This window comes from Methylocystis parvus (genome assembly GCF_049675845.1).
GTDB lineage: Bacteria > Pseudomonadota > Alphaproteobacteria > Rhizobiales > Beijerinckiaceae > Methylocystis > Methylocystis parvus_A.
On record NZ_CP187161.1, the window covers coordinates 2,604,747 to 2,626,693 of the forward strand.

Here is a 21,947-nt window from a genome sequence, read left to right on the forward strand (position 1 = left end):
TACGTTATTTGAATATAACAAGAGGCGCCGCCATATGGGAGATTTCATGGGCCGCTTCCGTCTGCTTCTTCTCTTGGCCGCCATCGCGGCGCCGTCCGCCGCCTTTGGCGGAGAGACGACCGTCCATGTCGCGCCCATCGACGACATGAAGGCCGTCGTCGCTTCGGTGGAGCCCGCCCATCAGCTCGTCGCCCGCGCCCGCATCGGCGGCACGGTGACGACCTTGAAGATCAAGGAAGGCGACACCGTCGCCGCCGGCGCGGAGATCGCCGCCGTCGCCGATCAGAAACTCTTCCTGCAGATGCAGTCGATCGACCAGCGCATTCGCGCCCTGCAATCCCAGCGCGACAAGGCGAAGGCCGATTTCGACCGCGCGCAGGAGCTTCTGCGCCGCGGCGTTTCGACGAAAGTGATGTTCGATCAGGCCAAGACGGCGCTGGACGTGGCCGAACGCAATCTTTCCGCGCTGCAATCGGATCGCGGCGTCATCGAGCAGCAGGCCGCGGAAGGTTCGGTGAAGGCTCCGGGACCGGGTCGAATTCTGACGATCCCCGTCTCGATCGGCCGCGTCGTCATGCCTGGCGAAACGATCGCGACGCTCGCCGAGGACAATTACATACTCCGCCTGCAGCTGCCCGAGCGCCACGCCCGCTTCATGCGCGCGGGCGATCGCGTCGAGATCGGCGCGCGCGGCGTCAATACGAGCGCCGGCGCGCGACAGGAAGGACGCGTACGCATCGTCTATCCTGAAATCCAGGGCGGCCGCGTCATCGCCGATGTCGACGTGAAGGGACTCGACAATTATTTCGTCGGCGAAAAAGCGCGCGTCTATGTCACGACCGGCAAGCGCGACGCCATTCTCGCGCCCAAGGCCGCGATCTATCGCCGCGCCGGCGTCGACTTCGTGCGTCTGGCGAACGGCGCCGAAGTCGTCGTGCAGACCGGCGACGCGCATGGCGACGCCATTGAGATCCTCTCCGGGCTGCATGACGGCGACGTGGTGCAGACGCCATGAGCGAAGACAAAGAGTTCCACCCGGGCATTTCCGGCACGCTCACGCGGACATTCATCAATTCGCCGCTGACGCCGCTTCTGCTCATCGCCTCCATCCTCATCGGCCTCATCGCGCTGCAGGCGCTGCCGCGCGAAGAGGAGCCGCAAATCTCCGTGCCCATGGTCGACATCATGGTGCAGGCGAACGGCTACAAGGCGGAGGACGCGATCGAGCTGATCACACGGCCGCTCGAGGACATCATCAAGGGCGTGAACGGCGTCGAGCATGTCTATTCGCAGACGCGCGACGATCAGGTGATGGTGACCGCGCGCTTCTTCGTGGGCACGCCGCAGGACAACGCCGTGCTGCGCGTGCATGACAAGATCCGCGCAAATATTGGCGGCCTGCCCAAGGGCATCCCCGAGCCGGTCATCATCGGCCGCGGCATTGACGACGTCGCCATCGTGGTGCTGACGCTCTCCGCCAAGCCCGAACGCGCGAAGGACTGGACCGACAACGGCCTCTTCCAGGTCGCCGAGGAACTTCAGCACGACCTGACCAAGGTCGAGAATGTGGGCCTCAGCTACATTGTCGGCGGCAGCCCCAACCAGATTCGCGTCGAGCCCGACCCGGAGCGACTGTCGCAATATGGCGTGACGCTGAACCAGCTCATCGACAAGCTGACCAACGCCAACCGCTCCTTCATGGTCGGAGCCTTTCGCGAAGGCAACAAGTCCATTCCCGTTGTCGCGGGCCAGACGCTGCAGGGCGTGCCCGACATCGGCCTGCTGCTGCTCACGACGCGCGACGGACGCCCCGTCTATGTGAAGGACGTGGCGGACGTGATCGTCGGCGCGGCCGAGCCCGACAAGCGCAGCTGGACGATGACGAAGGAGAAGGACGGGGAGCTGCTCAAGCGCCCGGCCGTCAGCATCGCCATCGCCAAGCGCAAGGGCGCCAACGCCGTGATCGTCGCCGAGGACGTGCTCAAGCGCCTCGAATCGGTCAAGGGCCGCATCGTTCCGGAAGGCCTCGAGATCGACGTCACCCGCAACTATGGCGAGACGGCCACAGAGAAGGCGAACGAACTTCTCTTCCATCTCGCGCTCGCCACCGTCTCCATCGTGGCGCTCATCGTCTTCATGGTGGGGTGGCGCGAAGGGGTCGTCGTCTTCGTCATCATCCCGACGACCATTCTGCTGACGCTCGCCGCCTCCTGGCTGATGGGCTACACGATCAATCGCGTCAGTCTTTTCGCGCTCATCTTCTCCATCGGCATTCTGGTCGACGACGCCATCGTCGTCGTCGAGAACATCGTCCGCCACTGGCAGATGCGCGGCGACCGCAGCCTGATCGACACGGCCGTCGAAGCCGTGGCCGAGGTCGGCAATCCGACCATCGTCGCGACGCTCACCATCGTCGCCGCGCTTCTGCCGATGATGTTCGTTTCCGGCCTGATGGGGCCCTATATGAGCCCCATTCCGGCGAACGCCTCGCTCGCCATGGTGTTCTCCTTCTTCGTCGCCATGACGATCACGCCCTGGCTTCTGCTGAAGATCGCAGGCGGGCGTTTTGAAAAGGAGGGCGGCGCGGGCCATGACCATTCGCATGAGCGCGGCGCCATGGGGGAATTCTACGCGCGCATCGCGACGCCCCTGCTGCAGGGGCGCGACCGCTCGAAGAAGTTCCTCACCGCCGTGGGCGTCGCGACGCTTCTCTCCATGGGTCTCTTTTATACGAAGAGCGTGCGCGTGAAGCTGCTGCCCTTCGACAACAAGTCGGAGATCGCGGTTGTCGTCGATTTGCCGCGGGGCGCCTCGCTCGAAGAAACGGACCGCGTGCTGACGGCCGCCGCCGAGCGCTTGAAGGACATTCCCGAGCTCACCTCCATCCAGGCCTATTCGGGCACGGCGGCGCCCTTCAACTTCAACGGCCTCGTGCGCCATTATTATGTGCGCGCCAATCCGGAGATGGGCGATCTCGCGATCAACCTTCTGCCCAAGGACGAACGCAAGCGCGCCTCGCATGCCATCGCGCTCGAAGTTCGCGAGAAGCTGAAGGGCCTTCCCATGCCCGAGCATACGGCGATCAAGGTCGTCGAAGTGCCGCCCGGGCCGCCCGTCCTCTCGACGCTGCTCGCCGAAGTTTACGGGCCCGATGCGCAGACGCGGCGCGATCTCGCGACAAAGCTCCGCAAGGCTTTCGACAATGTCGATTTCGTCGTCGACAGCGACGATTCATTCGGCCAGCGCGCGGAGCGGCTGCGCTTCGCCATCGATCAGGAGGCGCTCGAATATCACGGCGTCGAGGAGCGCGCGGTCTATGACACGATCGGCGCGCTGGTCGGCGGCGTGAAGATCGGCTTCTCGCAACGGGGCGGCGGCGCCAAGCCCATCGACATAACCGTCGCATTGCCGCGCTCGGAGATGACGCCCAGCGAGCGCATTCTCTCGACGCCGCTCCCCGCCGGCGGCACGGTACGGCAGGGCGCGAATGTCGAACTCGGCGATGTGGTGAAGGCGACGCGCGAACTCGGCTCCTATCCGATCTTCCGACACAATGGCCGTTTCGCCGAAATGGTGAGCGCCGAGGTCGCGGGCCGCTTCGAGGCGCCGATCTACGGCATGTTCGCCGTCGAGGACGAGATCAAGAAGCTCGACTGGGGCAAGGATGGCCCGCCGACGATCAAATATCACGGCCAGCCCGTGGACGACGCGCAGCCGACCTTCCTGTGGGACGGCGAGTGGGAGGTCACCTACGTCACCTTCCGCGACATGGGCGCGGCGTTCATGGTCGCTCTGCTCGGCATCTATCTCCTCGTCGTCGCGCAGTTCGGCTCCTTCAAGCTGCCGCTCGTCATTCTCGCGCCCGTGCCGCTGACGCTCGTCGGCATCGTGATCGGACATCTCCTCTTCAACGCCGCCTTCACGGCGACGTCGATGATCGGCTTCATCGCGCTGGCTGGCATCGTCGTGCGCAACTCGATCCTGCTCGTCGATTTCATCCGGCATCTGCGCGAAAAGGCAATGCCCCTGCGCGCGGCGCTGGTGGAAGCCGGCGCGGTGCGCTTCAAGCCGATCTTCCTCACGGCCGCGGCGGCGATCATCGGCGCGGCTTCATCCTCACCGACCCCATCTTCCAGGGATTCGCCATCTCTCTCGTCTTCGGCCTCGCCTCCTCGACGGCGCTGACGCTGCTGGTGATCCCAGCCATCTACGTCGTCCTGCGCGACGACGAACGACCGCCGGCGCCAAGCGCGGCAGAAAGGACGACGCCATGACAAACGACTGGCCCGAACTCGCCAGGGCCCTCTCCGCCGATCTGCGCAATCTCCGCGTCGGCGCGCCCGATGTGATGAAGGCTTTCTCGTCCATGGCGACCTCGGCCGGCGCCGGCGGCGCGCTCGACGCCAAGACGAAGGAGTTGATCGCCGTCGCCGTCAGCGTCGCCGTGCGCTGCGACGATTGCGTCGCCTTCCACACCAAGGCCGCCGCGCAACGCGGCGCGACGCGCGAAGAGATTCTGGAGACGCTGGGGATGGCGATCTACATGGGCGCCGGACCGTCCGTGATGTATGCGAGCCACGCGCTCGCGGCCTTCACGCAGTTCGACGCCGAGAAAAACCCTCAGGCGCAGACCGCCTGAACCAAAAAGAAGGAAGAAGACATGCTGTCAGGTCTGATGTCGAAACTCACGGGCGGCGGCGGCGAATTGCCGACGATCGAGCATGAGGATTTCGCGCGCGTCGTGAAAGAGCGCGGCTGCGCCATCATCGATGTGCGCGAGCCGCATGAATTCGCCGCCGGCCATGTGCCGGGCGCGAAGAACCTGCCCCTCTCGCAGTTCGACCCGGCAAAGCTCCCGAAGGGCGAATGCGTGATCATCTGCCAGGCGGGCGGCCGCTCGGCCAAGGCGCTGGGCCAGGCGATTGCGGCTGGCCGCAAGGACGTCCGCCATTACGCGCCGGGCACCGGCGGCTGGCGCGCGCGCGGCGGGACCGTTCAGGGATAATGAAAAAGCCGCGAGCCCGAAAGCTCGCGGCTTTTTAGTCGATAAGCCCGCAGCGACGGCCTCGTGCTTCGAGACGCGTCCTTCGGACGCTCCTCAGCATGGAGACCTTTGCACGAAACGTTTCGGCGTGATTCACTCCCGGCAGAGCGGGAGGATGATCATGCCGAAGCGCCGAGTGGGCCAGCTTGATTTTGTCGATGGGTTGGTTGCCCAGCGCCCTCAATCCCGGCCTTCGGCTCTGATGGAGATCGCGCGCCTCGTCGATTGGGCGCCCTTCGAGAAGCTGCTCGGGGCGATTCCGGTCGCGGCGAGGGGCGAGCCCTCCTATCCGGCGCTCGTCATGTTCAAGGCGCTGCTCCTTCAGCGATGGCATGGCCTTTCCGATCCGGAAATGGAGACGGCGCTGGCGGATCATTCGACCATCTGGCGTTTCCGCGAGAAGCTTGGGAGCCATGATCTGCTCGACCCTTTGCTGGCGGAGGCCAATCGCCAGATCGAGGCGGCGGGGCTCATGGTCAAGCAAGGCACGCTGATCGACGCGACGCTGGTGACGAGCGCCGCCAGACGCCCGCGCATGGATGAAGGAAAGACAAGTTCGACCGACAAGGAGGCGCGGTTCGGCACGACCAATGAACGCGGCCGTTTCGCCTTTGGCTACAAGATGCATGTGGCGGTCGACGCCGGCTCCGGCCTCGTGCGCGACATGAGGCTGACGCCGGCCAATGTGCAGGACGTCTCGGTCGCGCCGCAACTTCTCGATCAGGCGGCGGGGACCGTCTATGCGGATCGCGGCTATGACAGCGACGGACTGCGGTCGGAGCTTGCGCGGCGGGAACTGGGCGACGGCCTCATGCGCCGCAAGCGCGGCCGGCCCCTGACGGAAGCGGACGTCGCGCGCAATCATGAGCTGTCGCTGGTTCGCCGCGCGGTCGAAAGCCTATTCGGCACGATGAAGCGAACTTATCGGCTCGGCCGCATGCGCGCCTTTTCGCAATTAAGCAACGCCGCCGATCTCACGCTCTTCTGCCTCGCCTTCAATCTACGTCGCTGGCGCGTCCTCGCGGCGCAGTGAAGGCAAGGCGGACGCCCCGGGGAGCGTCCGCCCAGCGCTGGCCTGTCCAGGCGAAGCATCCCCGCCGCCCAAACCGACAGATCCAACAGCGGCCCACGGGCACGTTAAACCCGTCTCGCGCAGACACCCGCTTCCGTGCAAAGGTCTCCAGCATGAGGCCTTTGTAACCGCGATAGAAAAAGCCCCTCATGCTGAGGAGCCTGCGAAGCAGGCGTCTCGAAGCACGAGGGGCGTCAACGACCTTCGATCGAGCGGCGCGCTGCCCGATCACGCCGCCTTGCCGACCGCCGTCGCCTTCGGCACTTCGATGAGCTTGCCGGTCTTCACGTCGTAGATATAGCCGTAGATCGGGATGTTTTTCGGCACCAGCGGATGCGAGCGGATGCGGGCGACGTCCTGCGCGACGCTGTCTTCCTGATTCTTGATCGTGTGCCACTTGATGAAGTGGCCGGCGGAGCAGCCGCCGCCATGCTGCGGGTTCGACCATTTCAGCGTCGACATGTCGAGCGCGGCGGTCGAGAGATTGTCTTCGAGCAGATCGCCCATCACCTCGTCGCAGAAGAGCTCCATGCCGCAATTGGTGTGATGGATCACGAACCATTCTTTCGTGCCGAGCAGCTTGTGCGAAATGACGAGCGAACGGATCGCGTCGTCCGACGCGCGGCCGCCGGCGTTGCGAATGACATGTGCGTCGCCTTCCGAGAGGCCGGCGTATTTCGCCGGATCGAGACGCGCGTCCATGCAGGTCAGAATCGCGAAGCCGCGCGCCGGCGGCAGAGCGAGTTCGCCCTTGGAGCCGAAGCCCGAAACATAGGCCGCATTGGCCGACATGACTTCATCGAGAATTTTGCTCATTTTTCCTCCCCGAAGCGTTTGGAATTCGTGCTTCGCTTTTTTTGACCTAAACCAACTTTGTAACGCTTCGACAGGCTTTTCAAGCGAAGGAAAGTCGTGTTTTCCGTGACAAAGTCGCTTGCGGCCGCGAGAAAAGAAAAACCGTGACCGCTTCGACAAGCGTTACTATATAACGTCGCTGAAAATAGTGGCCGCAAGGCTGTCCTGAGCATGGTTGGAGTCATGTCCGAACTCGCCGATCTCTTCCCCGGTTTCGCCTCGCACTGGATCGACACGCAGGCTGGAAAAATATTCGCCCGCTCTCATGGCGCCGGCCCCGCGCTCCTCCTGCTGCACGGCTTCGGCGAGACGCATGTCGCCTGGGCGAAGATCGCGCCCAAGCTCGCCGAGCGCTTCACCGTCGTCGCCTTGGATCTGCGCGGCTATGGCTGGTCCGCGGCGCCGGACAGCGAGAAGGGCGAAGCCTATGCGAAGCGCGAAATGGCCGACGACGTGGTCAAGGTCATGGAGGCGCTCGGCCATGTGCAATTCTCGCTCGTCGGCCATGACCGCGGCGCGCGCGTAGGCTTCCGCCTCGCGCTCGACCATCCCGGCCGACTGACGAAGCTCGTCCTCATCAATATTGCGCCGATCGACGACAATTTCGGCGCGAGCGATCTGTGGCGCGTCGGCCGGTCGCGCTTCCTGAGCATGGACCCGCCCCAGCCCGAGGAGCTCGTTGCGCTCGATCCCGCCGACTTCCTGAACGACGCGCTCAAGGATTCGTCGAAAGACAAGTCGCTCGACGCCTTCAGCGCGCAGGCCGTCGCCCATTATCACGCGGCCTTCAACGAACCGACGCGCATCCACGCCTTTTGCGAGGATTACCGCGCCGGCGCGACGCTGGACAAGGAAGCGCTGGCCGCCGACAAGGCGGCGGGCAAGAAGCTGCTCACGCCAACTCTTATTATCTATGGCGAAGCGACCTTCCCCGGTCTCGGCGGCGCGCTGCTCGACGCCTGGAAGGAATGGGGCGACGACGTGACGGGCGCCGCCGTCGACAGCGGTCTCTACGCCATGGAGGAAGCGCCCGAGGCGACGCTCCAAGCGCTCGGCAAGTTCCTCTGATGAGTCGCGGCGGCGTTCTCGGCGGCCGGACGGTCGCCCTGGCGCTTGGGGGCGGGGGCGCGCGCGGCCTCGCCCATATCAGCGTGCTTCAGGCGCTCGACGAGATCGGCGTGCAGCCCGTCGCCATGGCCGGAACCTCGATCGGCGCCATCATCGGCGCCGCCTACGCCGCCGGCTTTTCGGGCGCCGAGCTGCGCGCCCATACGGATGCGATCCTCGCCAACCGGATCAATCTCGCGCGCAAGCTCCTTTATGCGCGGGCGCGTCGCCGCCAGCCGCTGCTCCAGCGCCTCGCCCATCCGCTGCTCTTCGACGGCGTGCGCTTTCTCGACGCCTTCTGGCCGGCGGGCATGCCCGAGACCTTCGAAGAGCTGCGCATTCCGTTGACGGTCGTGGCGACGGACTTCCGCCGCCGCACGGAGGCGGTGTTTTCGGGCGGTTCGCTGCGCACCGCCGTCGCCGGCTCCATGGCGATTCCCGGCGTCGTGCGCCCGCCGAAAAGCGAGGTCGGCTATCTCGTCGACGGCGGCCTCGTCAATCCGCTGCCTTACGACCATCTCGCCGGCAAGGCCGACATCATCGTCGCCGTGAACGTCTCCGGCAATTCGGGCCCGGAGAGCGATCTGCGCGCGCCCTCGCCCTTCCAGACGATCATCGTGGCGAGCCAGATTCTCATGAACTCGATCAGCTCGCGCATGATCGAGGAAAATCCCCCGGACGTGCTGATCGCGCCCGCGGTGCATCAATATCTGGCGCTCGACCTCTTCAAGACCTCGCGCATTTTCGAGGCTGGCGACGCCTGCCGGGACGCCTTGCGCGAGCAGCTTCTGCAAGCCGCCGAGCGGCTGGAGAATCAGCGTCTCGACTGAAAGAAGTCGCGCAGCAACTGCGCCGCCTCGCTCTCGCGAATGCCGCCATAGACTTCGGGCGCGTGATGGCAGGTCGGCTGCGAGAAGAAGCGCGGCCCATGCTCGACGGCGCCGCCCTTGGGATCGTCCGACGCGAAATAAAGGCGCCGGATGCGCGCGAAGGAGATCGCGCCGGCGCACATGGCGCAGGGCTCCAGCGTCACATAGAGATCGCAGTCGATGAGCCGCTCGCTGCCGATCTTTTCGCAGGCGGCGCGAATCGCCAGCATCTCGGCGTGGGCGGTGGGATCCTTGTCGCGCAGCGTGCGATTGCCGGCGGTCGCGATGATCTCGCCCGCGCGCACGATCGCGGCGCCGACGGGGACTTCCTCGGCCGCTGCGGCGGCGCGGGCGGCTTCAAAGGCGGCGGCGAAGGGGTCGGATGAACTCACCCTGCGAGCTCCGCGGTTCTCCTTGCCGACAATGGACCCGGTAGGGTTTCCTCATCCTGAGGAGGCGGCGCAGCCGCCGTCTCGAAGGACGAGGAAACCCGTGTCGCGAGCCGCTTCCTCCTGCTTCGAGACGGCCCCTTCGGGGCCTCCTCAGCATGAGGAAGTGGGTTAATCGTCTTCGTGACAGACGCCATTTCGGTCATTCCCTGCGAAGCCGCTTCAAAGCAATCACTCCGCCTGCTATCAAAGACCATGGCCGACAAGAAACCAACCAAGCGCTCCGGCGCGCCCGGCGGCGACCGCCCGATGCGCCGCCGCGACACGAATGCCGCGCCCGGCAAGACGCCGCGCGACAAGACCGCCCGCAGCGATGCGCGCAAATTCGACGACAAGCCGCGCGGCGCCAAATCCGCGAAGCCCGCAAAGCCGCGCGCCGACGCCAAGCGCGCCAAACCCAAATCCCTCCCCGCGCCGGTCGAGAAGACGAGCGCCTTCGAGGGCGAACGCATCGCCAAGGCCATGGCGCGCGCCGGCGTCTGCTCGCGCCGCGACGCCGAGGACTGGATCGCGGAAGGCCGCGTCGCCGTCAATGGCAAGGTCCTGACCACCCCCGCCGTCAATGTGACCGAGACCGACAAGATCACCATCGACGGCGAACCCATGCAGGCGCGCGAGCGCACGCGGCTTTTCCTGTTCCACAAGCCGGCCGGACTCGTGACGACGGCGAGCGACCCCGAAGGACGCGCGACCGTCTTCGCTTTTCTCGACGAGCGCCGTCCGGATTTGCCGCGCCTCGTCAGCGTCGGGCGTCTCGACATCAACACCGAAGGGCTGCTGCTGCTCACTAATGACGGCGGCCTCGCGCGCACGCTCGAATTGCCCGCCACCGGCTGGACGCGCCGCTATCGCGTGCGCGTTCATGGCGAGACGGATCAGGCGAAACTCGACGAGCTGAAAAAAGGCGTCACCGTCGAGGACGTCGATTACGCGCCGATCGAGGCGCGGCTCGAACGCGTGCAAGGCGCCAACGCCTGGATCGCGATGAGCCTGACCGAGGGCAAGAATCGCGAAGTCAAACGCGTGATGGAGCATCTCGGCCTCGACGTGACGCGCCTCATCCGCGTCTCCTACGGGCCGTTCCAGCTCGGCGATCTCGCCGAAGGCGCCGTCGAGGAGGTGAAGCTCAAGATCCTGCGCGAGCAGTTGGGCAAGAGCCTCGCCGAGCTCGCGGGCGTCGATTTCGCCTCGCCCTTGCGCGAGGCGACGCCCGCCGAGGAACAGGAGAAGCGCGTCAAGATCGACAAGCGTTCCCGCAAGCATGTCTCCGTGCTGCGCAAGGAGCGCGACGAGAGAAGCGAGAAGGGCCCGCGCGCCAAGATCGAGCGTAGCGCCACCGCCGACCGCAAGGGCCGCGCCGTCGCGGTGGAGCGGGTGAGGCTGACGCGGAGCAAGGCGTCGGCGGAGGAAGAAATGTCCTCGCGCAACGCAAAGCGTTTCGACGCCATGCGCACGGGCCGACGCCCGCGCCGCGAGGAATCGGAGACAGAGCGGCCGGCGCGCGCCGGGGCCCGGCGCCCCCGCGACGAGGGGCTTGCGCGCGATGAGCATCGCGGGGCCGAAGGGCGGCGCGGACGCTTTGAAGGGGAGCGCGGCGAGCGGCCCGCGCGGGCGCCGCGCGAGCGTTCGGAGGCGCAACCGCATCGCGCCCGGGGCGAGGGCGGGGCGACCCGCAGTTACGGCCGCACGCGTCCGCAGGACGGAGAGCAAGGCCGATATGAGCGGCGGCCGCCACGCCGCGACGGCGACGAAGCGCCGCGCCAGGCGCACGGGGGCGGCGAGCGTCCGCCCCGCAATCGCGCTTTCGAAGGCGAGCGGGGGGAACGCCGCGAGCGCCATGGCGAACAGGGGCGCCAGGGCCGCGACGAGCGCCCGCGCAAATTCGACCGGCCGCAAGGTGAGCGCAGTTTTTCGCACAGCGGCGGCGAGGAGCGCAAACCGCGCGCGCCGCGCTCCGGCGAAGGCAGGCCGCCGCGGGAAGGCGCCGCACGCGGGCCTCGCAGCGGCCCGCCGCGCAAGGGACCGCCCAAAGGTCCGCCGAAAGGACGCGGCCCCGGCAAGGGACCGTCCAAGGGCGCGCCGAGGGGTCCCCGCAAACCGCGCGGCGAATAGTCAATGCGGATCGTCGGCGGCGCGCTGCGCGGGCGCGCCCTCAACGCGCCGCGCTCGCAGTCGATCCGCCCGACATCGGATCGCCTACGCGAATCCGTCTTCGACATTCTGGCGCATCGTTTCGACAACCCGGTCGAAGGCGCGGCGGTCATCGACGTTTTCGCTGGCACGGGCGCTCTGGGGTTGGAGGCGATTTCGCGCGGCGCGAAGCGCGCGCTCTTCGTCGATGACGGAACGGAGGCGCGCGCGCTGCTGCGCGCCAATATCGAGGCGCTCGGACTCGGCGGCGTCACGCGCATCTTCCGCCGCGACGCGACGAAGCTCGGCGACGCGCCGCCGGGCGAAATCTTCTCGCTCGCCTTTCTCGATCCGCCCTATGGGAAGGGCCTCGGCGACCGCGTGCTTTCATCGCTCGCCGATGGCGGCTGGCTTGCGCAAGACGCGCTCGTCGTGATCGAGGAAGCAGCCGACGCCGCGATCGAGCTGCCGGCGCAATTGAAGCAGGAAGACGCGCGGCGCTACGGCGACACGCAGTTCATCTTCGCGCGTTACGCGCGCTGAATGCGCGGCGCCTTCTCTCGCGCGCGTGTCCGATCCAGCTCATATGCGCGCGAAAAAACTAATATGTGGATGATCCTCGTTCGTGCGTCGCGACACGTTTCGGCGGGCGCGACAGCGAAGTTTCGACAAATTTGAATCCTGTCCTGAGTGCGCGCGCTCAAACGATTTTGTCGAAGCGCTGCGATGGGAGGACAAGGATGTCGAGTGCAGTTGTCGCGAACTTTGACGCCATGCAGGCTCTCAGGATTCTCCTCAAGCTCGAAGAGGCCCCGGATCAGGACTCGTCTTACCTGCGCCATCTTGTTTTAGCCGACGCGAAGCGGAACGTCTTTGCGCCCGCGGCTGAACCCGCATCGGACGAAGCATCCGCCGACGCCGAAGCGATCGACGCCGCGCCGGAAGAAGCGGGGGCCGCGGATGTAACGACAGACTCTGCGGCAGCGGAAGAAGACGCCGAAGCTTCCGAGACAAAATCGCCGCCGAAAACAGCGTCCGCCAAAGCCTGACGCATGCAACGGGCGGCGCCTCAACGCCGCCCACAATCCGAAGCCGTCGCCCTAGGATTTCCCTTTCAACTCGTACAACGCCGCGAGCGCTTCGCGCGGGCTCAGCTGGTCGGGATCGATCTTCGCCAGCGCCTCGCGCAGCGCGTCTTTCGGCTGCGCGGCCTCGACGACATGCTTGAACAGCGGAAGATCGTCGATCAGCGCCTCGACCGGCGCGCGGCGGTCGGCGGCTTCGAGCTCCGCGAGAATGGCGTGCGCGCGCGAAACGACGCTTGCAGGAAGGCCCGCGAGCTGCGCGACATGCACGCCGTAGGACCGGTCGGCGGCGCCTTTGATCACTTCATGCAGAAACACCACTTCGCCCGCGTGATCGGTGACTTTCATGGTGAGGTTCACGAGCCGCGCCATGCGCTTGGTGAGCTGCGTGAGCTCGTGGAAATGCGTCGCGAAAATCGCCCGCGCGCGGTTCACTTCGTGCAGATGCTCGATCGTCGCCCAGGCGATGGAGAGGCCGTCGAACGTCGCGGTGCCGCGGCCGATTTCATCGAGAATGACCAGCGAGCGCGGCGTCGCGCCATTGAGGATCGCCGCCGTCTCCACCATCTCGACCATGAAGGTCGAGCGTCCCCGCGCAAGATCGTCCGAGGCGCCGACGCGCGAGAAGAGGCGGTCCACGACGCCGATGCGCGCTTCGCTCGCCGGCACATAGGATCCGGCCTGCGCGAGCAGCGCGATGAGCGCGTTCTGACGCAGGAAGGTCGATTTGCCCGCCATGTTCGGGCCCGTGACAACGGCGATGCGCCCGGCCTTGTCGCCGGAGAGATCGCAGTCATTCGCCGCGAACGCCTTGCCTTGCGCCTCTAGCGACGCTTCGACGACCGGGTGACGCCCGCCAACAATGTCGAAGTCGAGCGAAAGATCGACGGAGGGGCGCGTCCAGTTGCGCTTCTCCGCGACCTCGGCCAGCGCGCTCAATACGTCGAGCCGCGCGAAGCCTTGCGCGAGCGCCTGCAGCTCTTCCATGCGCGCCAGGATTTCGCCTGACAAGGCGTCGAAGATCGCCAGCTCCCGCGCCAGGGCGCGGTCGGCGGCGGAAGCGATCCTGCTTTGCAGATCGGCAAGCTCGCGCGTCGAGAAACGCATGGCGTCGGCCATGGTCTGGCGATGTGTGAAGGTCTCGTCGCGCAGAAGCTTCTCGCCCTGCGCGGCGGGCACTTCGAGGAAATAGCCGAGAAAGTTGTTGTGCTTGATCCTGAGCTTGGTTCCCGTCGCCTCGGCGTAACGGGCCTGCAGCGAGGCGATGACGACGCGGCTTTCGTCGCGCAGGGCGCGCGATTCATCAAGCTCCGTGTCGCGTCCTTCGCGCACGAAATCGCCGCCCCGCTTGTCGAGCGGAACGCTGTCCTTGAGGCTGCGCGCAATTTCATGCGCCAGCGCGGCGTCGGCGCTTGCAAGCGTCGCCACGTCGCTCGCGACTTCCGCAGGCGTCTCGGCGCGTACGAAGAGATCCGCAATGTCGCGCGCGGCGGAAAGCGCGGCGCCGACGCTCGCAACATCGCGCGGGCCGCCGCGTTGCAATGACAGTCGCGACACGGCGCGGGCGAGATCGGGGGCGCGCGACAGCTTTGAGCGCAGGGCGCTGCGAATCTCCGGGCGTTCAAGAAAGAAGGCCACCGCGTCGAGACGCGCGGCGATGAGCGCGGGATCGGTCGAGGGCGCCGCGAGACGCTCCGCAAGCAACCTTGCGCCCGCCGACGTCACGGTGAGATCGACGACGGAAAGGAGCGAACCCTCCCGCGCGCCCGACAGCGTGCGCATCAGCTCCAGATTGGCGCGCGTCGCCGCGTCTATGTCGAGCGTCGCGCTTTCGCGCAGGCTCATCGGCCGCGATAGCGCCGGGCGCACGCCTTTCTGCGTGCGCTCAACGTATAGGATCGCCGTCGCGGCGGCGGCAAGCTCCGCGTCGCTCAGCGCACCGAAACCATCGAGCGTCGAGACGCCGTAGAAATCCATCAGCCGCCGCGACGCGTCGCCGGCCTCGCGCCCGAGCGGGGCGACAGGCGCGGCGACATTGGCGAAGACAGTCGCGACCGCCTCTTCGCGGCACAGCGCCTCAGCGGCGACGATCTCGCGCGGTTCGAGGCGCGCGAGCGTCGAGGACAACTCGCTCTCTGCGCATTCGACGACAGTGAAGGCGCCCGTCGAAATATCGACGCTCGCAACGCCATAGCGCCACCCGTCGCCGCTCCTGACGCGCGCGACAGCGGCGAAAGCGTTGGCGCGGGCGGGGTCGAGCAGCGCGTCCTCGGTGATCGTGCCGGGCGTGACAAGCCGCACAACGTCGCGCTTCACGACAGACTTCGCGCCGCGCTTCTTCGCTTCGGCCGGGTCCTCGATCTGCTCGCAGACCGCGACGCGATGGCCGAGCGCGATGAGCTTTTGCAGATAGTCGTTGGCGCGCTCGACCGGCACGCCGCACATTGGAATGTCGTCGCCCAGATGCTTGCCGCGCTTCGTGAGCATGATGCCGAGCGCGCGCGAGGCGACCTCCGCGTCGTCGAAGAACAATTCGTAGAAATCGCCCATGCGGTAGAAGAGCAGGCAATCCGTGTTCGCCGCCTTGATTTCGATATATTGGGCGATCATCGGCGTTGCGCGCGCCGCGCTGGCGGCCTGATCCGGGGCTCTCTCGCTCATGCCGGGCAGTTTAGCCGCCGCCCGGCGGAGGCGCCATTCGCGGGGCCTTCTGCGCTGTGGAGGGCCCAAGAAAAAAGCCCCGGATTTTGTCCGGGGCTTTTGCGCTACCGCCACATGGCGAGAAGGATGATGATCGGGATCGGCACCCCGAGCAGCCACAAGAGCACTGAACGTCCCATTTTCGCCTCCTCCTACCAGAAGCGCATCGCCGCTGACATTCCGAGATTCTCGTCGCGGTGGCGCCCGCCCAGAACCGCGCCGCCCCAGGCGGAGGCGGCCGCGAGCAGCATCGCCGCCGCGGCGATGAAGCTTGCGATGATCCCGGCCTTGCGCGCCTTGTCGGCGAGTTCCTTGGCCCGGGCGTGATCGTCCCGCACCTGCTGCGAGAGCGCGTCGACCCGCGCGCGGGCGTCATTCGGCGCAAGGCCCGCGCTCGAGGAGAGCACGTTCTGCAGATAGGTCTTGTCCTGGTCGCTGATCTCGCCCGTGGCCTGGCCGCGCGCGACAATGCGCGAGACGATCTGGCGCGTGTCCGCCGTCGTCGTCGCCGTCCCGGCCGCCGGCGTCCCCATACGGCCCATTTGCGCGCCGCCGCCCATTGCGCCCTCGCCGCGCATCAACGTGTCGACGCGATAATCCACCGGATTGGTCGCGACGCCGCTTTTCTGCGCCTGCTCCGTAATGGCCTCCGTGCCGGCCTTGCCGAGCGTGTAGAGCGATGAACCCGCGGCGAAGGCGATTATGAGCATGGAGGTCGCCCAGACCGTGAGCCCATGCGCGCCGTCGCGCACCTCCACTTCGTCCTTCGGGGCGTCGACGACGCGGCGGCGCAGGCGCCCGCAGACATAGCCGCCGGCCGCATAACTCGACACCGTCACCCACAACACCCACAGCGCGAGCGCGATGGCGTGCGTCATGGGCGACGCGCCTTCATAGGGTGAGGCGAGCGACAGTCCGATGCCGGAGCCGAAAGCCGCCATGACGAAGGAAATCGCCGTGGCGACCGCGACGCCCGCGAGAATGGCGCCCCAGTCGACGGCGGTGAGAAAGGCCGCGCGCTCCGTGCCGGAGACGGACGGCCGCGCCGGCTCATAGCCGGGCCGGATGACGTCGGTCATCAGAGCCTCCTATCGCAGGCCGAGCAGAGAGAGGATCGCCATCACGATCACGATCAAGCCGACGATGTAAATGATGCTGTTCATCACCGCCTCCATTGCGGCGCGCGCGGGCGCCGGGCGTAAAGAGTTGCGACAACGCGGGGTAGGCGCGGATTGTTCCGGGGCGAGCGCGGATGCTGGCAGGGGCTCGATGATGGAACCGAAGGGGGAGCGGGGCTCCCGTTGGAGGTTAGGCCCCGCCGTCCCCAGCTGAGCCGCTTGTGAATCCCGCCCGCTCCCGTCTATGCTGCGCCGCAACAGGCGCAGCAATCGGAAAGGCTTGCCCCAATGAAAGAGAGCATCGACGGCCGTCCCATCTTCACGGAGAAGGAGGCGCTGCTCTTTCACTCGCGCGGGCGCCCCGGAAAGCTCGCCGTGGTGTCCACCAAGCCCATGGCGACGCAGCGCGATCTCTCTCTCGCCTATTCCCCGGGCGTCGCGGTTCCCGTCTTGGCCATCGCGAAAGACCCCTCGCTCGCCTACGACTATACGACGCGCGGCAACATGGTCGCCGTCATCACCAACGGCACGGCGATTTTGGGCCTCGGCGATCTCGGCGCGCTCGCCGCGAAGCCGGTGATGGAGGGCAAGGCCGCCCTCTTCAAGCGCTTCGCCGATATCGACTCGATCGACCTCGAGATCGACGCGAAGGAAGTCGAGGACTTCATCAACGCGGTGCGCTATCTCGGCCCGTCCTTCGGCGGCATCAATCTCGAGGACATCAAGGCTCCGAATGCTTCGTGATCGAAGAGCGGCTGCGCGAATTGATGGACATTCCGGTCTTTCACGACGACCAGCACGGCACGGCGATCATCTCGGCGGCCGGCCTCGTCAATGCGCTGCTGCTGACGGGCCGCGACATCAAGGACACGAAACTCGTCTGCAACGGCGCGGGCGCCGCGGGCATCGCCTGTCTCGATCTCGCGAGAGCGCTCGGCTTCGATCCGCGCAACATCACGCTCTGCGACACGAAGGGAGTCGTCTATCGCGGCCGCGCCGAGGGCATGAACCAGTGGAAGAGCGCGCACGCCGTGGAAACCAAGGCGCGCACGCTGGCCGAGGCGCTGGAAGGCGCGGATATTTTCTACGGGCTTTCGGTCGCCGGCGCGTTGACGCCGGACATGCTGAAGAGCATGGCCAAAGACCCCATCGTCTTCGCCATGGCGAATCCCGATCCGGAAATCACGCCGGAGGAAGCGCGCGCGGCGCGGCCGGACTGCATCATCGCGACGGGGCGCTCGGACTATCCCAACCAGGTCAATAACGTGCTGGGATTTCCCTACATCTTCCGCGGCGCGCTCGACGTGCGCGCGAAGACCATCAACATGGAGATGAAGATCGCCGCCGTGCAGGCGCTGGCCGATCTTGCGCGCGAAGACGTGCCGGACGAAGTCGCCAACGCCTATCGCGGCGCGCGTCCGCGCTTCGGACGCGACTACCTGATCCCCGCGCCCTTCGATCCGCGCCTCATCTCGGTCGTGCCGCCGGCGGTGGCGCGCGCGGCGATGGAGTCGGGCGTGGCGCGCCGGCCGATCATCGACATGAAGGCCTATCGCGCCGAGCTCTCCGCGCGCCGCGACCCGATCGCGGGTTTGATGCAGACCGTCTTCGAACGCGTGCGGCGCGAGCCCAAGCGCGTCGTCTTCGCCGAGGGCGAGGAGCAGCAGGTCATTCGCGCGGCGGTCACTTTCGTCAATCAGGGATTGGGAACGGCGGTGCTCGTCGGGCGCGAGGACCGCGTGAAGGCGAACGCCGCGAACGCCGGCGTCGAGCTGATCCCCGGCATCGAGATCCACAACGCCAAGCTCTCCCACCGCAACGCGATGTATGCGCAGTTCCTCTTCGAACGGCTGCAGCGCAAGGGCTTTCTGCTGCGCGACTGCCAGCGCCTGATCAACCAGGACCGCAACCACTTCGCCGCCGCCATGGTCGCGCGGGGCGACGCCGACGCGATGGTGACGGGCGTCACGCGAAACTTCTCGAACGCGCTCGAGGAAGTTCGACGCGTCGTCGACCAGAAGCCGGGACATCGCGTCATCGGCGTTTCGCTCATTCTCGCCAAGGGGCGGGTCGTCGTCGTCGCCGACACCGCGATCACAGAACTGCCGGAAGCCGAGGAGCTGGCGGAAATCGCCATCGAAGCGGCGGGCGTCGCGCGCCGCATTGGCCTCACGCCCCGCGTAGCGATGCTCGCCTTCTCGACCTTCGGCTATCCGCCGGGCGAGCGCACCGAGCGCGTGCACGACGCCGTGCGCGTGCTGGATTCGCGGCGCGTCGATTTCGAGTATGAAGGCGAGATGGGCGCGGACATCGCGCTCAACAAGGAATTGATGAGCGCCTACCCCTTCAGCCGGCTGAAGGACACGGCCAATGTCCTCATCATGCCGGCGTTCCACTCGGCGGCCATCTCGACCAAGATGCTCCAGGAGCTCGGCGACGCCACCGTGCTCGGTCCGCTGATCGTCGGTCTCGACAAGCCCGTTCAGATCACGCAGCTCGGCTCGACGGACAGCGAGATCGTGAACATGGCGGCGCTCGCGGCCTTTGGTCTCGGCGGGTAAGGGAGCCGCCGACTATCGGCGGCTCAGAGATTGAGGTGCGGGACCATGCTCGACATGCGCAGCGCGTAGAAGAAGCCGACCGCGAAGTGAATGAGCAGGTTCGTCGCGCCGAAGCCGAAGGCGAAAAGACCGAGATTCTCCATCGCGCGCCGGAGATAGGGCCGGCTGGGCCGCTTTGCGCGGCGTACGGCGCGCACGATCGGGGATTCCCTGGTTTCCGGCGCCGCGGCGACGGCTGCGACGGCGCTGTCGAAAGAATAGTGAACACGGCTCATGGCGATGGACCCTATTTGCGAATGTGGTTGCCAGTTCGTAGCGAAAGCAGAGGACATGAAGCCGCTTAAGGCGGACCGAATCCGCTCGGGACAATTTTAATCAACCGAACGGTTGCGGCGCATTTTATCGATCAGTCGCCATCGGCTTTGGCGCAGCCGGGTCGAATCGGCGAGATAAATCAGCACCCGTGCGAGGTTAGGCGCGGGCCGCCGCGAGATTTAACTATCCGGCAAAAATGCCGGGGACCGCGAAGCGCGACAATTGAACGTTCCCTTAAAACACACTGGAAAGACAGGGAGGCGAAGCGACGTCCACGCCGCTGGATAGTTTCGGGCGAAGGCGTCGAAATGGGACGCGTCGTCTCGCGCGAAGCAATGCAGCGCGTCGTCGCTTGTCTTTGCCGCTTCGCCTTAGAGCCTTTTCCGATCCGATCGCATCGGGGCTCCGTCTTTCTATTGAGACGCGCTTTCCCGCGCCGAACCGGTTTCCGCTTCAGCAAAATGCGCTCGAGACTCGCGATGGCGAAGCCGGCCATGAAAAAGCGAAAGGCCCCGGACTGCCGCGCAGCCGGGGCCTTCAATTCGCAGCCTTCGCGCTTACTGCGCGGCGAGCTTGATCTCGGGATAGGTGCAGCGCTCGTCGCTCTTCTCGTCGACATGGAGATGCGACGGCGGCTCGACGAAGGCGATGCCGAGCGTATGCCAGACATCGACCATCGCTTCGACGAGATGCGCGATATGGTCGTGCGTGTGACGCGGCGTCGGCGTGATGCGCAGGCGCTCGGAGCCCTTGGCGACGGTCGGATAGTTGATGGGCTGGATGTAGATGTTGTGCCGCGTGAGCAGCAGGTCGCTCGCCGCCTTGCACAGCTCGGCGTCGCGCACCATCACCGGCACGATATGCGAGCCGTTTTCGAGAACCGGCAGGCCTGCGGCCGACAGGGCGTGCTTGGTGATATGGCCGGCGCGCTGATGCGCGGCGCGCAGATCGGAGCGGCGCTTGAGGAGGCGGACCGAGGCGCAGGCCGCGGCGGCGACCGCCGGCGGCAGGGCCGTCGAGAAGATGAAGGCGCCGGCATAGGAGCGGATGGCGTCGATGACGACCGCGTCGCCCGCGACATAGCCGCCGATGACGCCAAAGCCCTTGGCCAGCGTGCCCTCGATGACGTCGATGCGGTCCATCACGCCTTCGCGCTCGCAAATGCCGCCGCCGCGCGCGCCGTACATGCCGACCGCATGGACCTCGTCCACATAGGTCATGGCGCCGTAGCGCTCGGCCAGCGCCGCAATTTCGGCGACGGGCGCGATATTGCCGTTCATCGAATAAAGGCTCTCGAAGACGACGAGCTTCGGCCGGTCGCCGGCTTCGATCAAAAGTTCTTCAAGATGAGCGAGATCGTTGTGGCGGAAGATCTTGCGCTCGGCGCGCGAGCGCTTCACGCCCTCGATCATGGAATTGTGGTTCGACGCGTCGGAGAGAATGACGCAGTTCGGCAGCAGGTCGGCGATGGTCGAGATCGCCGCGAGATTGGAGATCCAGCCCGAGGTGAAGACGAGGGCCGCCTCCTTGCCGTGAAGGTCGGCGAGCTCGCGCTCGAGCTCGACGATGGCGTGGCTGGTGCCGGAAATATTGCGGGTGCCGCCCGCGCCCGCGCCGACCCGCGATGCGGTGTCGACCATGGACTCGATCACCTCAGGGTGCTGGCCCATGCCGAGATAGTCATTGGAGCACCAGACGGTTACGTCGTGAACGCTTCCGTCGTCGCGATGCCATTTGGCGAGGGGGAAGGTTTCCACATCGCGCTCGAGATGCACGAAAACGCGATAGCGACGCTCGTCCTTCAGACGGGAGACGGCTGCCTCGAAATATCGCCGATACACCATCTACGAACCCTTCGATCCTTGACGCCCATCAAACCCGGCGGCGAGCCCCGTCCTGCCTGCCGCCTTGTTTGGACGTTTTCTTACATAGCCGATCCTGAGCAGGATTGCGAGCGACGGATTGCCGCGTATTAGCAGGGGTTTCCACGCCGCGCGATCCCCGCTGGCCGGTAAAGTCATGGCGCCACGGGCCCGGCGGGGTCATGGGCCCCGGGCTCGACCCTGCCGGACTCCTGTGCGCGAGCGCAATGCGCGTCCGGCTTTCTCGGCGCATGGTCCGGCGAAAGCCTACGGAGGGACCGATGGACGGGATGACGCTGGCGCAGGGGGAAGAATTCACGGAAAGCTGCGGCCGCTTCGCCGCGCTGCCGGCGGAGACGATCTTCGCCTATTGCAGCTTCGAGGATTTCGAGATCAGTTCGCCCAGCGTCGAGGGCGTCATTCTCGGCTGCTGCTTCACCCGGATGACCTGGTATTGGGAGCTGTTCAACACCGCGCTGATCTCGGACACGACTTTCGAGGATTGCGTGTTCCAGGGCTGCTCCTTCCGGAGCGTCGACTTCCTGAACTGCACGTTCAAGCGCTGCCGTTTCGAACTCGACAATCTCGGCGGCGCCTGCCTCTTCAGCGACTGCCGCCTGGTCGAGTGCGTCTTCGAAAACTGCGAATTCTTAAAGGACGAACGGCCCGGCGCCGAGCCGATCTTCGAGAAGAACCGCTTTTATGGATGCAAGCAGCGCGGGACGCGGGGGGAATTAATCCCAATTTGAGTCAATGTCAGGAAGCAAATTGGAGTTCGTG

At 66.1% G+C, this 21,947-nt stretch carries 16 protein-coding genes and 2 pseudogenes; 12 read left to right on the plus strand and 6 right to left on the minus strand.

Going from position 1 to position 21,947, the window contains the following annotated elements:
• Positions 1 to 46: 46 nt before the first annotated feature.
• From ACPFMJ_RS13545 to ACPFMJ_RS13565, 5 genes and pseudogenes are all read left to right on the plus strand, one after another.
• On the plus strand, positions 47 to 1,015 hold the full coding sequence (locus tag ACPFMJ_RS13545) for an efflux RND transporter periplasmic adaptor subunit (protein ID WP_424360512.1): 969 nt from the start codon (positions 47 to 49) through the stop codon (positions 1,013 to 1,015).
• Positions 1,012 to 4,274, plus strand: a pseudogene (locus ACPFMJ_RS13550) (efflux RND transporter permease subunit). Before ACPFMJ_RS13545 ends, ACPFMJ_RS13550 begins: the two are co-directional and overlap by 4 nt.
• On the plus strand, positions 4,271 to 4,639 hold the full coding sequence (locus ACPFMJ_RS13555; RefSeq protein ID WP_424360513.1) for a carboxymuconolactone decarboxylase family protein: 369 nt from the start codon (positions 4,271 to 4,273) through the stop codon (positions 4,637 to 4,639). The pseudogene ACPFMJ_RS13550 and the gene ACPFMJ_RS13555 overlap by 4 nt, the downstream one beginning before the upstream one ends.
• A 21-nt stretch (positions 4,640 to 4,660) precedes the next feature.
• Entirely contained in the window at positions 4,661 to 5,005 is a 345-nt protein-coding gene (locus ACPFMJ_RS13560; protein ID WP_424360514.1) for a rhodanese-like domain-containing protein, read from the plus strand.
• A gap of 160 nt (positions 5,006 to 5,165) precedes the next feature.
• The gene (locus tag ACPFMJ_RS13565; RefSeq protein ID WP_424360515.1) at positions 5,166 to 6,077 is read left to right on the plus strand and encodes an IS5 family transposase; all 912 of its coding nucleotides are present in this window, start codon (positions 5,166 to 5,168) and stop codon (positions 6,075 to 6,077) included.
• 267 nt (positions 6,078 to 6,344) lie between these two features.
• On the opposite strand, the gene ACPFMJ_RS13570 is transcribed toward ACPFMJ_RS13565, so the two are convergent.
• On the minus strand, positions 6,345 to 6,932 hold the full coding sequence (locus tag ACPFMJ_RS13570) for a carbonic anhydrase (protein WP_424360516.1): 588 nt from the start codon (positions 6,930 to 6,932) through the stop codon (positions 6,345 to 6,347).
• 222 nt (positions 6,933 to 7,154) lie between these two features.
• Here ACPFMJ_RS13570 and ACPFMJ_RS13575 point away from each other — a divergent pair, with 222 nt between their 5' ends.
• On the plus strand, positions 7,155 to 8,039 hold the full coding sequence (locus tag ACPFMJ_RS13575; protein WP_424360517.1) for an alpha/beta fold hydrolase: 885 nt from the start codon (positions 7,155 to 7,157) through the stop codon (positions 8,037 to 8,039).
• A complete protein-coding gene (locus tag ACPFMJ_RS13580; RefSeq protein WP_424360518.1) occupies positions 8,039 to 8,908 on the plus strand; it encodes a patatin-like phospholipase family protein in 870 nt (289 codons plus the stop codon). The genes ACPFMJ_RS13575 and ACPFMJ_RS13580 overlap by 1 nt, the downstream gene beginning before the upstream one ends.
• Here ACPFMJ_RS13580 and ACPFMJ_RS13585 read toward each other — a convergent pair.
• The gene (locus tag ACPFMJ_RS13585) at positions 8,893 to 9,339 is read right to left on the minus strand and encodes a nucleoside deaminase (RefSeq protein ID WP_424360519.1); all 447 of its coding nucleotides are present in this window, start codon (positions 9,337 to 9,339) and stop codon (positions 8,893 to 8,895) included. The two genes, ACPFMJ_RS13580 and ACPFMJ_RS13585, sit on opposite strands and share 16 nt — an antisense overlap.
• A 252-nt stretch (positions 9,340 to 9,591) precedes the next feature.
• Between ACPFMJ_RS13585 and ACPFMJ_RS13590 the strand changes: the two genes are divergently transcribed.
• The 3 genes from ACPFMJ_RS13590 to ACPFMJ_RS13600 all read left to right on the plus strand — a co-directional run bounded on the left by ACPFMJ_RS13590 (position 9,592) and on the right by ACPFMJ_RS13600 (position 12,575).
• A complete protein-coding gene (locus ACPFMJ_RS13590) occupies positions 9,592 to 11,508 on the plus strand; it encodes a pseudouridine synthase (protein WP_424360520.1) in 1,917 nt (638 codons plus the stop codon).
• A gap of 3 nt (positions 11,509 to 11,511) precedes the next feature.
• Positions 11,512 to 12,069, plus strand: a complete 558-nt coding sequence (gene rsmD, locus ACPFMJ_RS13595; protein WP_424360521.1) for a 16S rRNA (guanine(966)-N(2))-methyltransferase RsmD — start codon at positions 11,512 to 11,514, stop codon at positions 12,067 to 12,069.
• Between the two features lie 197 nt (positions 12,070 to 12,266).
• Positions 12,267 to 12,575 carry a hypothetical protein gene (locus ACPFMJ_RS13600; RefSeq protein ID WP_424360522.1) on the plus strand — a complete coding sequence of 103 codons (309 nt, stop codon included), beginning with the start codon at positions 12,267 to 12,269 and terminating at the stop codon, positions 12,573 to 12,575.
• Positions 12,576 to 12,626: 51 nt separating this feature from the next.
• Here the strand turns inward: ACPFMJ_RS13600 and mutS are convergent, their stop codons facing one another.
• Together mutS and ACPFMJ_RS13610 are read right to left on the minus strand one after the other, a co-directional pair.
• Complete coding sequence (gene mutS / locus ACPFMJ_RS13605) at positions 12,627 to 15,272, minus strand: DNA mismatch repair protein MutS (RefSeq protein ID WP_424360523.1); 2,646 nt, start codon at positions 15,270 to 15,272, stop codon at positions 12,627 to 12,629.
• Positions 15,273 to 15,463: 191 nt separating this feature from the next.
• On the minus strand, positions 15,464 to 16,390 hold the full coding sequence (locus ACPFMJ_RS13610; RefSeq protein WP_424360524.1) for a hypothetical protein: 927 nt from the start codon (positions 16,388 to 16,390) through the stop codon (positions 15,464 to 15,466).
• A gap of 327 nt (positions 16,391 to 16,717) precedes the next feature.
• On the opposite strand from ACPFMJ_RS13610, the pseudogene ACPFMJ_RS13615 reads away from it, so the two are divergent.
• Positions 16,718 to 18,990, plus strand: a pseudogene (locus ACPFMJ_RS13615) (NADP-dependent malic enzyme).
• A gap of 23 nt (positions 18,991 to 19,013) precedes the next feature.
• On the opposite strand, the gene ACPFMJ_RS13620 reads toward ACPFMJ_RS13615, so the two are convergent.
• Both ACPFMJ_RS13620 and hemA read right to left on the minus strand, forming a co-directional pair.
• On the minus strand, positions 19,014 to 19,265 hold the full coding sequence (locus ACPFMJ_RS13620; protein WP_424360525.1) for a hypothetical protein: 252 nt from the start codon (positions 19,263 to 19,265) through the stop codon (positions 19,014 to 19,016).
• Positions 19,266 to 19,862: 597 nt separating this feature from the next.
• Complete coding sequence (gene hemA, locus ACPFMJ_RS13625) at positions 19,863 to 21,149, minus strand: 5-aminolevulinate synthase (RefSeq protein ID WP_424360526.1); 1,287 nt, start codon at positions 21,147 to 21,149, stop codon at positions 19,863 to 19,865.
• Positions 21,150 to 21,448: 299 nt separating this feature from the next.
• On the opposite strand from hemA, the gene ACPFMJ_RS13630 reads away from it, so the two are divergent.
• Positions 21,449 to 21,916 carry a pentapeptide repeat-containing protein gene (locus tag ACPFMJ_RS13630; RefSeq protein WP_424360527.1) on the plus strand — a complete coding sequence of 156 codons (468 nt, stop codon included), beginning with the start codon at positions 21,449 to 21,451 and terminating at the stop codon, positions 21,914 to 21,916.
• Positions 21,917 to 21,947 lie beyond the last annotated feature (31 nt).

What these genes read in the sequence shown, in the direction of transcription:
- ACPFMJ_RS13545 (WP_424360512.1), top strand. Translation starts at nt 47, where the DNA reads ATGGGCCGCTTCCGTCTGCTTCTTCTCTTGGCCGCCATCGCGGCGCCG.
- ACPFMJ_RS13555 (WP_424360513.1), top strand. Translation starts at nt 4,271, where the DNA reads ATGACAAACGACTGGCCCGAACTCGCCAGGGCCCTCTCCGCCGATCTG.
- ACPFMJ_RS13560 (WP_424360514.1), top strand. Translation starts at nt 4,661, where the DNA reads ATGCTGTCAGGTCTGATGTCGAAACTCACGGGCGGCGGCGGCGAATTG.
- ACPFMJ_RS13565 (WP_424360515.1), top strand. Translation starts at nt 5,166, where the DNA reads ATGCCGAAGCGCCGAGTGGGCCAGCTTGATTTTGTCGATGGGTTGGTT.
- ACPFMJ_RS13570 (WP_424360516.1), bottom strand. Translation starts at nt 6,932, where the DNA reads ATGAGCAAAATTCTCGATGAAGTCATGTCGGCCAATGCGGCCTATGTT.
- ACPFMJ_RS13575 (WP_424360517.1), top strand. Translation starts at nt 7,155, where the DNA reads ATGTCCGAACTCGCCGATCTCTTCCCCGGTTTCGCCTCGCACTGGATC.
- ACPFMJ_RS13580 (WP_424360518.1), top strand. Translation starts at nt 8,039, where the DNA reads ATGAGTCGCGGCGGCGTTCTCGGCGGCCGGACGGTCGCCCTGGCGCTT.
- ACPFMJ_RS13590 (WP_424360520.1), top strand. Translation starts at nt 9,592, where the DNA reads ATGGCCGACAAGAAACCAACCAAGCGCTCCGGCGCGCCCGGCGGCGAC.
- rsmD (WP_424360521.1), top strand. Translation starts at nt 11,512, where the DNA reads ATGCGGATCGTCGGCGGCGCGCTGCGCGGGCGCGCCCTCAACGCGCCG.
- ACPFMJ_RS13600 (WP_424360522.1), top strand. Translation starts at nt 12,267, where the DNA reads ATGTCGAGTGCAGTTGTCGCGAACTTTGACGCCATGCAGGCTCTCAGG.
- mutS (WP_424360523.1), bottom strand. Translation starts at nt 15,272, where the DNA reads ATGAGCGAGAGAGCCCCGGATCAGGCCGCCAGCGCGGCGCGCGCAACG.
- ACPFMJ_RS13610 (WP_424360524.1), bottom strand. Translation starts at nt 16,390, where the DNA reads ATGACCGACGTCATCCGGCCCGGCTATGAGCCGGCGCGGCCGTCCGTC.
- ACPFMJ_RS13620 (WP_424360525.1), bottom strand. Translation starts at nt 19,265, where the DNA reads ATGAGCCGTGTTCACTATTCTTTCGACAGCGCCGTCGCAGCCGTCGCC.
- hemA (WP_424360526.1), bottom strand. Translation starts at nt 21,149, where the DNA reads ATGGTGTATCGGCGATATTTCGAGGCAGCCGTCTCCCGTCTGAAGGAC.
- ACPFMJ_RS13630 (WP_424360527.1), top strand. Translation starts at nt 21,449, where the DNA reads ATGGACGGGATGACGCTGGCGCAGGGGGAAGAATTCACGGAAAGCTGC.